Below are 12,758 nucleotides of genomic sequence, written 5' to 3'. Positions count from 1 at the left end.
CGATCATCTTTCTTCGCGGGCCGGCGTCAGCAATTAAGCCGACAACTTGCTACGCCCACGGGCGCGGCGAGCCTGGAGGACCTTGCGGCCGCCCTTTGTGGCCATACGCGCACGGAAGCCGTGGCGGCGCTTGCGAACAAGCTTGGATGGTTGGTAGGTACGTTTTGTCATTATTTAATACCGCGGTGTGCGGCCCTTCTTGGAACAACGTGGTTTGGGTGTTCAGTCCGTCAAAACACGCTCCCGGAAACCGGAAGCTTCCACGGACGAGCGGCTTATAGGCGCGAATTGGTGCAAAAGTCAATGCGCGGCGGCGTAGCCACGCGAGCCCGGATTCGCTTCGGTCACCGTCTTTTCAGCATTGGCCAGGGTCACGTTCTTTCACAAGGCGGTGACATCGCCTGTCTGGCTGTTGCTTCGCTGACATGGCTGCGCCAGATCCTGCTTGGGTGATGACCAAGAAGCCAAAGCAAAAGGAAAGTCCAGACCATGCAGATTGACCGCCGCACATTCATTACAGGCTCCGCCAGCTTGGTCGCCGCTATTGCTGTTGGGCCAACGTCAGCCAGGGCTGCAATGAGCGGTTTCCGGCCCAAAGGCAACGCCAAGGTGGATCATGCAGCTTACAACACGCTCCTCAAAGCCCATGTGAAACCTGATGCCGAACGCTACAACCGGGTCGATTACCGTGGCGTGAAGTCGAACCTGCCGGCACTGAGGTCCTACATCTCCGCATTGCAGGCGGTCGATCCGACGTCACTGTCGCGCAACGAAGCCCACGCCTACTGGATCAATCTCTACAATGCCAAGACGCTTGAGGTCGTGGCCGAGGCCTTTCCGGTGACCTCGATCAAGAAGATCAATCTTGGCGGCTCGTTCCTGTTCGGAGCCGGCCCCTGGACAGCCAAGCTGGTGACAATCAACGGCACAGAACTCTCGCTTGATGAGATCGAACATGAAATCGTTCGCGCATTGTTGAGAGACCCGATGTCCCACTACGGGCTCAATTGCGCCTCCTATTCCTGCCCCAACCTTGCCACCAGCGCCTTTACCGGCGCCAATGTTGACGCGCTTCTGCGTCAGAACGCGATCGACTATATCAATCATCCGCGCGGCGTTTCGGTGGTCAAGGGCCGCATCACCGCTTCCAGGATCTACTCCTGGTATGCCGGCGATTTCGGCGGCAAGGGCAAGCTCAAGCATCATTGGTCGTTGTTTGCAAACCCGCACAAAGCGGCCGACATCGCTGCCGCTTCGATTTCGGGTTATGATTATGACTGGAGTATCAATGCCGTGTAGCGCGTGGAAGAGGCGGACTTCACGCTTCCGTGAGATTCAGCCGGTCCAGGCTCACGCATGTTTGGCCAATCGCCGGGGAATGTCATTGGCCCTGGAGGCGGCGTTGTTTTACTTAGATCCCAAGCGAGACAGAGCGGCGCAATTTGCTGCGACACCAGACTTGGAGAGCCGGCATGACTGGACAGCAGGCAACATCGGAAATGGACAAAGCCATGGCGCACACCCCGGACACAGCCTCGCCGACCAGCCGGACCAGCACCTGGCGGCGGTATCTGCCACTGGCCATTATTGCCGCCGGTCTTGCTCTCGGCTACGCCGCAGGGCTCCAGGATTACCTGTCGCTTGCCGTGCTCGCCGAGCAGCGTGAAGCCCTCAAGGGTTTTGTTGCCGACAACCGCATTGTCTCTGCGCTCGGCTACTTCGTGCTCTACGCGCTCGCCGTCGCATTCGCGTTTCCGGCGGCCTCGATCCTGACGATTTTTGCCGGGTTCGTGTTTGGATGGTTCATCGGCGGAGCCTTGACCGTTTTTGCCGCCACCACCGGTGCGGCGACAATTTTCCTGGCCGCCAGATCGGCATTTGGCGATGTGCTGCGCAAGCGTGCCGGACCGTTTGCCGCCAAGCTTGCAGACGGATTTACCCGCGATGCATTCGGCTACTTGCTGGTGTTGCGTCTGGCTCCGGTGTTCCCGTTTTTCATTATCAACATCGCGCCGGCCTTTTTCGACATCAAATTGCGCACCTATGTGGCGGCAACATTTCTCGGCATCATTCCCGGAACCTTTGCCTATACCTGGTTGGGCCAGGGGCTCGACAGTGTCATTGTAGCTGCCGCAGGACGCGAGATCTCGGTCTCTGATCTGGTAACGCCCGAGATCACCATTGCTTTCCTTGGGCTTGCAATTGTTGCTGCGATCCCCACCATAGTTCGCAAGCTCCGCAGGCGCTGACAGTCCTGGCCAGCGCCAGGACAGGTGACCACCATCACAGAAAGACCACGTCATGAGCAACCGATTGACACCTGACATCTGCGTTATCGGCGGTGGCTCCGGCGGCCTGTCGGTCGCAGCCGCCGCAGCCGCGTTCGGCGTCGATGTGGTTCTCGTCGAAAAGGGCAAGATGGGCGGTGATTGCCTGAACTATGGCTGTGTGCCGTCCAAGGCGATGATCGCCGCCGGCAAGCACGCCCATGCCCTTGCCAAGGCCCCGGACTTCGGTGTCACCGCCGGCGAGGTAAAGGTCAATTTCCGCAAGGTCCATGATCACATTCACGCGGTCATCGGCGCGATCGCGCCAAATGATTCGGTCGAGCGTTTCCGCGCCATGGGCGTTCATGTGATCGAGGCCGAAGCCCGTTTCATCGACAAGAACACGCTCATGGCCGGCGGCACCGAAATTCGTGCCCGGCGCTATGTCGTCGCCACCGGCTCCTCCGCCCTGGTGCCGCCGATTCCGGGACTGGATACTGTCGACTACCTGACCAACGAGACCCTGTTTGACCGCACCCGCGCACCCAAGCACCTCATTGTCATCGGCGGCGGCCCGATCGGCATGGAAATGGCCCAGGCGCACCGCAGGCTCGGCGCCGAGGTGACGGTTGTTGAAGGTCTCAGGGCGCTGGGCAAGGACGATCCGGAACTGGCTGCCATCGTGCTTGAGAATATCCGCAGCGAAGGCGTGACTGTGCATGAGGGGGCCAAGGTCACCTCGGTTGAAAAGCGTGGCCGGACAGGTGTCCGCGTCCACTATGAAGCCGGGACGGGCGCAGGCTTTGTCGATGGCTCGGACGTGCTGGTCGCCGTCGGCCACCGTGCCAATGTCGAAGGCCTGGGGCTGGAGCAAGCCGGTGTCGAGCACGACAGGGGTGGTATCAAGGTTGGCGCCAATCTGCGCACATCCAACAAGCGCGTCTATGCCATCGGCGATGTTGCCGGCGGCCTGCAGTTCACCCATGTGGCGGGCTACCATGCCGGCCTTGTGGTGCAACAGATCCTGTTCCGTATTCCGGCCAGGGAAAACCGCGATATCATACCCTGGGCGACCTTCACAGACCCCGAACTCGCCCAGGTCGGGCTGACCGAGGAGGAAGCCCGCAAGCGCCATGGCGACCGGATTTCGATCCTGCGATGGCCGTACGCAGAAAACGACCGGGCCCAGGCTGAGCGCAAGACCACCGGCCTGATCAAGATCGTGACGGACCGCAAGGCGCGCCTGCTCGGGGTCTCCATTGCAGGGGCCGGTGCCGGCGAAATGATCAATATGTGGGCATTGGCACTCAGCAATGGCCTGTCGCTCAAGCATGTGCGCGGCTATGTCCCGCCCTATCCGACCATGGCCGAGATTGGAAAACGCGCTGCGGTTTCCTATTATACACCAATGACCCGCAAGCCTTATGTACGCTGGATCGTGCGCTTTCTGCGACGGTTTGGGTGATGACCGAGCCGGGAAGGGTGGACCATGGCGGATGCGCAAACTGAGAGCAAAATTCCCTGGTGGAGGCCGCGGGCGAGCAGTCTTTCCTCCAAGCTGTTGTGGCTGACCATCCTGTTCGTGATGATCGCCGAAGTGCTGATTTTCGTGCCTTCGGTCGCCAACACACGGTTGCGGTTGCTTGAAAATCGCCTCAACACGGCGGCGGCGGCGGCCGTCGTGGTCGATGGCGTCAATGTCATGGAGCTTCCACAGTCCATCCAGAATGACACCTTGATGGCCACCGGCACCAAGGCCATCGTGCTGCGCAAGGACGGCACATCGCGGATGATCGCCAGTGCCGACATGCCGCCGCTTGTCACCCATCAGTACGATCTCTCCTCCGTCACCCCGCTGCGGGCCATCATCGATGCCTTTGACACCATTGTTTTCGGGGGCGACAGGGTGATCCGCGTCTATGGCCCGGTCGGTGGCGATCCAGACATGCAGATCGATCTGGTTATCGAAGACAGGCAACTGCGCCACGCGATGCTGATTTACGGCCGCAACGTGTTTTTGTTGTCGGTGCTGATCTCGGTTATCACCGCAGGTCTGCTGTTCCTCTCCATCAACCGGCTGTTGCTGCGACCGGTGCAACGGGTCACGGACAACATGCAGGCTTTCTCGAAGGATCCGGAGAACCCGAAGAACATCATCGTGCCAGGCCCTATGGTTGATGAATTGACCTTGGCCGAGGGGCATCTTGCGGCAATGCAGACCCGGTTGCAGCAGACACTCAAGGAACAGCGGCATCTGGCCGATCTCGGCCTCGCTGTCTCCAAGATCAACCACGACATGCGCAATATCCTGACCTCGGCCCAATTGATGTCTGACCGGCTGGCGATGATTGACGATCCGCTGGTCAAGCGCTTCGCGCCCAAGCTCTTGCGGACCATTGACCGGGCTGTCGGCTATTCCAGTGAAGTGCTCGCCTATGGCAAGGCGCGCGAGGCAGCCCCACGCCGCCGCTTCATCAATCTCGCTGCTCTGTCGGCCGAAGTCCGCGAGGTCGTCATCGAGGAGTCCCGCGCCGATGTCACCATTGTGCTGGACATGGAAGAGCATATCGAGATCGAGGCGGACAGCGAGCAGATGTTCCGGGTCATCTACAATCTGGTGCGCAATGCGGTGCAGGCGCTTGCGGCTGATACCGGAGATGACGGCGCAATCGTGCGCCGCGTCACCCTGTCCGCCCGCCGTTTGGGCACGGTGGTTGAAATCCGCGTTGCCGACACCGGCCCGGGACTTCCGGCCAAGGCGCGTGAGAACCTGTTTCAGCCATTTCGCGGTTCGGCCCGCTCAGGCGGCACCGGGCTTGGTCTGGCGATCGCCCGCGAACTTGTCATCGCCCATGGCGGATCGATCGCGCTCGACGAATCGGCGAGCCAGGGTGCGGTCTTCCGCATCGAACTGCCTGACCAGCCGGTGCCGCTGGACAAGTTCAGGGCCCGCGCCTGACGTCCCCGCAGCGCCGCGCGTCCAATGGCTGGCGCCAACGGTTGCACCAGCATGCAGTGCTGCAGGTCCCGGCAGTGCCTTCCTGCCCTTGGCAGGCTCTTCACCCGGGGCTCGAGTGCCTCACGGTGACTAGGCGCACCGGCAACGCCGCCGGAGCCAGGAGCAGCGGCCAACTGACAGCCCGGCGACAGGTTGAAGATGCCAGGAGCCCATAAGGGACGGACAAATCTGCAACCAGCGTTTTTTTCGCCAATTCCGCTTGCATTCCCCGGCAGTCCGTTTTAGGACACGCCTCGCAAGCGGTTGACGCCTGCGATGCGCGCCCGTAGCTCAGCTGGATAGAGCACCAGACTACGAATCTGGGGGTCAGAGGTTCGAATCCTTTCGGGCGCGCCACTTCCGTTCAAAACTGCGAACACCATGGGAAAATTTTTTGCCGCCGAATACTGCGCTTTCAATGGTGCGTTTTGAACCGATGATCCTTATCTGTTTGTCGTCGACAATCACCTGGTCGACAACGGATTTGAGGTAGGCTTTCCTGAAGGGGATTTCGCCGGTCGATATGTTTTCGCGCATCATGCGCCCGAACTCCTCGATTACGGCTGGCGGAATATCGGTAGCCGGGACTGCATGGGTTCTTATCCGTTCAAGTGAGGTCATCAGGCGATCACGGTCAAGCTTGAGTGAAGTGATGCGTTCATGAAGAATGTCGTCCATTTCCGCGCTGCCGTCCTCGACCATCGAGTAGATCCGTTTCAGTCGGGTTTCCGTGTCAGTGAGTTCGCTCTGCAAACGGATCACGCGTTGATCGACTTCCGCGGACTTGGCAGCACGATTTGCAGAAATCGCTGACAGTATGTCGGCGAGGCGTTCCGAGGTGAACAGCCGTTCCGATAGGTTTTCGACGACAAGCGTGTCGAGGGTATCCATCCTGATTGAGCGTCCCTTGCATGCAGATTTGCCCGCCCGCGCCGCATTTGAACAGGTGTAGTAGCGGTGTATCTTTCCGGAGCGCGAAGTTCCTGTCCTCAACGTCATCCCGCCGCCACAGGTCGCGCAGATTGCAAGACCGGTCAGGAGGATCGGTCCTGTCGTGACTCGGGGTGGCGTCACACGCGGATTGCGCTGACGGAGTGTCTGTTGAACATTATCAAATTCCGACCGCTCGATGATGGCTGGCACCGGCACCATGATATGTTCAGTAACCGGCTTGTCTTTGAAAGTCTTGGAATCCCGTCGATTGAAGACCCATTCGCCGATATAGACGCGGTTGGTCAGGATGGCGTGCAAGGTGCCAACGCCAAATCTCGAATTGCGTTTGGTTCGGTATCCTTCGCCGTTCAGACGCTTGACGATTTCCTTGATGCCAAGCGGGCCGGATTTGCCATCGCCATACAAATAGAGCTTGTAAATATACCGGATAGTTTCGGCATCCACGGGGTCAATTTCAAGTTTCTTTTTGATCTTGGTTCCGCGACGTTCCACTTCAACCGCCCTGTAGCCCAGAGGAACCGGTGACCCGTTGTGGAAGCCTTGGCGGGCATTCTCTTTCATGGCGCGCAAAACGTGCTTTGCGTTCTCTTTGCTCTGGTACTCGTCAAAGAGCGCGATCACCTGGCGCATCATGACCTGGGCCGGATCGTCATTGAGTTCTTGCGTAATTGACACAAGTCGGACGCCAGCCTTCGCGAGACGTCTAAGATAGAACTCAAGTTGAAAGCTGTCACGGAAGAACCGTGAATATGAATGGACGACGATGACATCAAAAGGGTGATCGCCGTCCGTTGCGCGTTCGATCATTCTCTGGAATTCGGGCCGGGTGTCATCTGTCGCAGAGGCGCCGGATTCAACGAACTCCTCGACAATCTGCCAGACTTTCGATGTGCAGAATCCGGAGATCTGTTTTCTCTGGTCCGGGATCGACAGATCAGAATCCGCCTGGCGTCCGGTCGACACTCGCAGGTAGGCAGCGACACGCAATGTGGGAGCGAGATCTATCTCAACGTTTTTGCCTCTGATTGATTTGTTCATGATCTGATGTCTCCGGATTGTCGTTGCCCGTTCAAGGGATACCGCCAAACACAGAAGATGTCCGGCACTTTAGTGAGCCCGCTCATGGCTCCACCATCCTGCCGCTCTTTGACGGGATATGGGCTGCACGCGGGGTCCTGCCGGTCACGACAAAGACGTCCTTTACCTTCTTGCGCCGGCCGGGAGCTTCATCCGCATCGACCACCAGGCCCTTTGAGAAGGTGTCGCAGAACTCATAGCCGCGTACGGCCACCAGATGGCCAGTAACATGGACAATGACAGGATGAGTGCGCGCAATGCCGGTTCGGGTTTCGAGCCATGCGGCAAGGCTCGGAGCCCGATCAAAGGATTCCCAGCCTCCCCCGAACCCGAAGGTGTTCATGACATGGTAGGTTTCAGCCAGTGTGACGCCCATGATTGCGGGTGAGCGATCGAATTCAATCCAGCGCTTTCCAAACCGGGCAAGCCGAAAGGCATCCTTTACAATCGAGATCGGCTGACGCGTGATGGCGGCAACAGCCGTCGGACCACAGAAGGGGCGCGTCTTCGTATCGTTGACGATGCTGCGCAGCGGCCAGTTTGTAAGCGCTTCATCTGACGGCTTATCGGAACCATAGGTTCTTGCCGTCGAAATCGCGGTGGGATTGAGATGCATATTCATGAGTTGGCTTCCTTTATGGGTAATTGGGGAATGGGTGAGGATTCGCTGCCCGTCATGACCTTGACGAGCACCGGGTAAGCAACTCGCTGATCTGATCAGCGAGATAGGTTTCGATCACCGCGAGCTCGTCGGTAGACACGCGCGGGCGTTCGGGCATATCGAGGACGAGGTCCGGCACGGTCCGCTCAGAGCCATTCTTTCGGCGCGATCTTGCTTTTCTGCGCCGCTCCGGCACTGGAATGCCGGGGCGATAGCGAAGCACGGGACGATCCTGAGAGACGGCATCAGAACGCATGGCCAGTCTCCCAGGTCCTGCTTCGGACGGGCTCTGGCTCGGGCGCATCGCGTCCGGTCGGCAGATAGTCGAGTGTTGTCTGCTTGATATGCGCGATTGCCATGCGCTCGCCGAGCCAACGCCTGCGGCTATCCTGGTCCGGCTCAGACGGGTTCAAACCTGCCGCTGCCATCTCCCGATCGATCCGGCGACGATCCACGACCAGAGCGGTTTCGCCCCTGGCGCGGCTTGCTGCGACATAGATGTCATGCCGGTCGAAGGCAGGATTGACGAGAACAACGGCTTGCTCGACGGTCGCACCCTGGGCACCGTAGATTGTCGAGGCATAGGCAAGCGCAAATTTCGTGCGGCCCTGCTCGTCTGCAAGCTCGGAGCTGTTGAACTGGACGATCCTGTCACCGATCCTTGCTGTGAGGATTGCGTGCTTGCGGGGTGTTTTGTCCGTGCCGCGATCAAAAGGCTCCACGGCAATCACCCGGCCGACTGTGCCGTTGATCACGCCGATCCTGTCATTGCGGACCAGAAAGCGAATTTGGTCGCCTGCGGCGATGTCGATACGGCTTGCATGTCGGGACGGGGTAACGGCATCGATCGCGATGTCCTCGCCCCGGATGATCTGTTTTTCGCGAAGGCGTGTACGGACCTCTCTGCTGATCGCGGCCACTTCGGTATTGGTTTTCGCGACGATCAGGAAGGAGTTCGGCCTTGACGACCCGAGGTATTGGTCGACACGATCAACCACAGCCTTGACAGCTGCCTTCTCACCATCCGCTTCAAGCAACAGGTTTCGCTCGGCAAACGCGGCAAGTGCTTTGTCAGCCTCACCGCGACCAAAGGCTGCCATGGCATCGCGCGCCCAGGCCTCGCGTTGCCGAACAATGGTTTGAACACGCACAGCCTCGATCGCTTCGGCAACAACCCTCAAGCCCGAACCGGCGCCGATCGCCTGCAGCTGGCCGCGATCGCCGGCAAGAAGCACTTTCGCCCCTGCATCACGGGCCGCAGTCAGCAGCCCGTGCATCTCCCTTGAAGACAAGAGTCCCGCTTCATCGACGATGAGCACAGATTTTGCGTCGAGGAACAGCTGTCCATGTCCTGACCTGGCAAGCCAGGAGGCTGTGGCTCGCGCCTCAATATCGAGATCGTCGCGAAGGGCCGTTGCGACTTTCCATGCAGTCGCAGCGCCAACCACACGGAAGCCGGCTGCCTTCCATGCTGATACGGCAGGAGCAAGCAAGGTCGTCTTGCCGGTCCCGGGCGCTCCCTCTATCGCCACGATCCCCGTTTCGCCGGTCGCATATGTGACTGCAATCTGCTGTTCTTCGCTCAGCCAGCGCTTGCGACAGTCGGCAACAAGGCGTTCGCTATCGATCTGGAAGCCGGGGGATTTCGCCATACGAGCTGCCATCTCGACCACTTCGCGCTCGATCCGGATCATCTCCGGCGTCGAATAACGTGGAAGGCCAATCCGGTCGCGGCCAAGTTCCACGACCTGAGCTGTCTCCAGCAGGCTGGACACCTCTGCTTCAATGCGCTCAGCCCCGCGGCCAGATCCGACAAGGGCTTCTGCTACGGCACGCACAACATCGCGGCGCTCAAAAACACTTTTGGTTTCGGTGAGCTTCGCGGGAATGGCTGCCAGCCGTTTGGTAACAGCTTCGTTCTTTCGATCTGCATTTTCAAAGGAGCGGCGGTGGTTTTCAATGTCAGCCTCTGCCGCAAAACCGATACGGCTAGCCGCATCTCGCCAGGCCAGTTCCCGGTCAGCGGCGTCCTTGTCCTTCGCCTTGCGGCTTGACCGCGCAATCATTGCAGCAAGAGCAGCCGACCATTCAGTGCTCCCACCTGCCACCTGCAGCTCTTCCAGGATTTCCTGACGTCGGGCAGAGAAATAGGTAATCGCTTCTTCAGCCACGCCTGCAATCTCGAAGACGCCGTTCGACCCAATGCGGTCAATCTCAAGCCCCGCCTTCATCACGCCTGCTGCGAGAGCTGCGTGATAGGTGGCCCCCGCGGCCATCTTCCAGTCGCGCAAGACAGTTGAATGCAGTGCTCCGATCGTTTTGTCCGACCGCGTCGCAAGGTTGAGAATCACGCAATGGGTGTGGAGGTTCGGATCGGCAAAGGTGAAGCCATCAGCATGCTCTGCGGGCCTGCTTTCACCATGCCGGAAGAGTGCTGCCGACAAGGCGATCCGTTCGATCCGGCTACCGCCCTGACCGCGCCGGGCAAACGCCGCTTCCTTTTCTATAAGCTGGAGTGTCTGGCGAACGGCATCCGCATGCGCAGTTTCGATGGCGGATCGCGTCTCCGCATCCCCGAGCGCCCACATCAAAGAAACGGACCGCGGTGCAGACAGCGTCACATCGAAAGCCGGAACACGGTCAATTCGCCCGCCGCCATTCGTGACAAGAGATTGTCCGGCGGTATCCTTGCCGGAGAACAGACGCTCGAATAGATCCGCCTCTACAACGGTGCCGTCGACAAGGCCATGATCGCCTGCCGGGGCATACCACTCGCCGCGCGGCTCAGCGCCTGTTTCGGTCGCGTAGTACGCAGTCTGCTTCGTATAGTATTCCGCGCTTGCTGCGGGGTCCCAGGTTGCCACCATGGTTCATCTCCTTTGATGACTCCATGGTCGCCTGGCTTGAAAAAGCTGCTGGGCTAACGACCTAAATATCTTTTAAGTATTTGATATTATTACATTATTTTAAAGGTACAAAACGAAAGCCATTGCGCCGCGGTGTTCAAAACGGTATGCCTTGCCGGGGGCTGTCGGTCCCGCGTCCCTTCCCAGGAAGGCGCTTCGCTGACGCTCCTGCGGCAACCCGGTTAAACCGGTCGCGACATGCGCGAATTTCCGCGTCGTCCTCCTTGCGGAGTACCGCCATGCTCGACGCTCCGATATGCTCATACCCTTTTATAATGCCCGGGCTCGCCTCGATCCCGCACATAGCGGACGTGCCGTCGATTCAGGTTCAGCGTCCCGGCTACCTTCCCACAGGATCGACGACGACCATGGCCACTTTGCGGGGATGGCCAGATCAATCTTGCTCCTTTTGCGCGCGGACGTGTCCGTGACGCAGGGCATCTGCTGGTCGCCGCACGCTCCAGCGACCGACAGGCCAGGTCAGCATTGCCACATCACCATGACCGATGACGAGTGCTCTGATACATGGCCTTTTGCCAGAGCGAGTGGTAAGCCCGAGATCGTTGGCAAGGAATTGCGGATCGACGACGGGGATTTCCTGTGTCTTCCGCTCCAACCGTGGCTTTCCGCCCACGCCCAGGCCTGCGTCTTCCATCCATGCGACCGTGCGATTGCCGATCCATGAAGAGGAAATTTCCGTTGCGGTGCTGCCGCTTGCAACCCGACCGACGATCTTTGTCGTCAGGTTGTCAAGCAGGTGCTGCGCACCATCCGCTCCATAGATTTCCTTGAGCTGTGCCGGAGACTGTATTGCAGCGACGATCCTCACGCCAAGGGAGCGACCGATCGCAGCAAGTCGGGGTATAGCGGGCAAACGTCCCAGTTGTGGGAGTTCGTCAAGGAAGAGCCAGGTGGCAGGAGGATTTGTGTCTTCTGCGGAAGATACCGAACCGGCGTTGTCGGCTACGATCTTCAACACAATCCGGGACATCGCAGCAGAAAGCTCCGGCTGCCGCCGTGACTGGCGCAGGATCAGATTTTCACTGCCAGCTCCGCGAGCCCATCGCCGGATCGAGACGTCCGGTGATTTTGTTCCATTTCGCGAAGACCCGCCCATGGCCGCAAAGGCCTTTGCCATCTGCCCGGCATTGGCAGCCAGAACGAAGTAGAAGGACATCGCCTGCCGCTGTGTTTGATCCTGCTCGACATTGATCAGCGAGGCGGCAACGGGATCGCTTTCACGAAGAAACCTGAAAAGCTCCGCGACGGGTTTCGACAGGATCTGATCGAGTTGTGTCCACGACCATACTTTTCCGCGTTTGGCCGCTTCACTCTGGAGGAGTACAAGGATCGCGGTCAGCACTTGCCGGGCACCAGCAGACCATGAGGGGTCATTTGTCTCCCGGATGATTTCTGTTGCCAGTTCGGCCGCGTCTTCGGGCGTGACGATATCTAGACCAAGCATCCACCGGCTGCTGCGGCCATCGCCGAGTGCCAGCAGACAAAAGTCGTCGACAGGGAAACGGGCGGTTACGCCGCCCTTCACGTCCAGCGCCAGTAGCCGGTCACCGCGTTTGATCGCGCCGTCCATGATCGTTTCCATGACCGTCGTCTTGCCAGCGCCCGTCCCGCCGATCAGCAGAATATGTTCGGATTCGAGCGGTCGTGGCATGGTGAGACCGGCAACAATTTCCACGCCTGGATCGGCGCCACCAAACCGCTTCGCCCATGCCGCCGCAAGGCTGCGTGTTGCAGCTTTTCCGGCCACAAGTCGTGGTCCCTTAACGTGGGACACCAGGGGCTGCGCGAGTATATCGGCAAACACGGCCTGCCTAGGCTCAGGACCCATTAAATTGCTTGCGGTGAGGATTGCGGACTGATTCACTGGTGGCAGG

General features: G+C 59.4%; 10 protein-coding genes and 1 tRNA gene. 5 read left to right on the top strand and 6 right to left on the bottom strand.

The annotated features are described in order from the left end of the window. Positions 1-33: 33 nt before the first annotated feature. Positions 34-171, bottom strand: a complete 138-nt coding sequence (gene rpmH / locus PZ897_RS08840; protein ID WP_275751772.1) for a 50S ribosomal protein L34 — start codon at positions 169-171, stop codon at positions 34-36. A 405-nt stretch (positions 172-576) separates the two neighbouring features. On the opposite strand from rpmH, the gene PZ897_RS08835 reads away from it, so the two are divergent. The 5 genes from PZ897_RS08835 (at position 577) to PZ897_RS08815 (ending at position 5,622) form a co-directional block, all read left to right on the top strand. Beyond that, complete coding sequence (locus PZ897_RS08835) at positions 577-1,299, top strand: DUF547 domain-containing protein (protein WP_275751771.1); 723 nt, start codon at positions 577-579, stop codon at positions 1,297-1,299. A 173-nt stretch (positions 1,300-1,472) separates the two neighbouring features. Continuing rightward, on the top strand, positions 1,473-2,249 hold the full coding sequence (locus tag PZ897_RS08830) for a TVP38/TMEM64 family protein (RefSeq protein WP_343217451.1): 777 nt from the start codon (positions 1,473-1,475) through the stop codon (positions 2,247-2,249). A gap of 52 nt (positions 2,250-2,301) precedes the next feature. Then, complete coding sequence (locus tag PZ897_RS08825) at positions 2,302-3,732, top strand: FAD-dependent oxidoreductase (protein ID WP_275751769.1); 1,431 nt, start codon at positions 2,302-2,304, stop codon at positions 3,730-3,732. Between the two features lie 24 nt (positions 3,733-3,756). Further along, positions 3,757-5,226 carry a HAMP domain-containing sensor histidine kinase gene (locus tag PZ897_RS08820; protein ID WP_275751767.1) on the top strand — a complete coding sequence of 490 codons (1,470 nt, stop codon included), beginning with the start codon at positions 3,757-3,759 and terminating at the stop codon, positions 5,224-5,226. Positions 5,227-5,545: 319 nt separating this feature from the next. Beyond that, a tRNA-Arg gene (locus PZ897_RS08815) sits at positions 5,546-5,622 on the top strand. Here PZ897_RS08815 and PZ897_RS08810 read toward each other — a convergent pair. From PZ897_RS08810 to PZ897_RS08790, 5 genes are all read right to left on the bottom strand, one after another. Further along, entirely contained in the window at positions 5,593-7,257 is a 1,665-nt protein-coding gene (locus PZ897_RS08810) for a recombinase family protein (RefSeq protein ID WP_275751765.1), read from the bottom strand. The genes PZ897_RS08815 and PZ897_RS08810 overlap by 30 nt on opposite strands. A gap of 82 nt (positions 7,258-7,339) precedes the next feature. Further along, positions 7,340-7,918, bottom strand: a complete 579-nt coding sequence (locus PZ897_RS08805) for a hypothetical protein (protein WP_275751763.1) — start codon at positions 7,916-7,918, stop codon at positions 7,340-7,342. Between the two features lie 52 nt (positions 7,919-7,970). Then, positions 7,971-8,213 (bottom strand): hypothetical protein, encoded by a 243-nt coding sequence (locus tag PZ897_RS08800; protein WP_275751761.1) that lies wholly within the window; start codon positions 8,211-8,213, stop codon positions 7,971-7,973. Then, on the bottom strand, positions 8,203-10,824 hold the full coding sequence (gene mobF / locus PZ897_RS08795) for a MobF family relaxase (RefSeq protein ID WP_275751760.1): 2,622 nt from the start codon (positions 10,822-10,824) through the stop codon (positions 8,203-8,205). The genes PZ897_RS08800 and mobF overlap by 11 nt, the downstream gene beginning before the upstream one ends. 433 nt (positions 10,825-11,257) lie before the next feature. After that, on the bottom strand, positions 11,258-12,758 hold a 1,501-nt coding region (locus tag PZ897_RS08790), incomplete at its 5' end, for a type IV secretion system DNA-binding domain-containing protein (protein WP_275751758.1).

Source organism: Hoeflea sp. YIM 152468, from assembly GCF_029210485.1.
In the GTDB taxonomy this organism is placed as follows: Bacteria; Pseudomonadota; Alphaproteobacteria; order Rhizobiales; family Rhizobiaceae; genus Hoeflea.
This window is presented reverse-complemented; position numbering and strand designations above follow the sequence as displayed.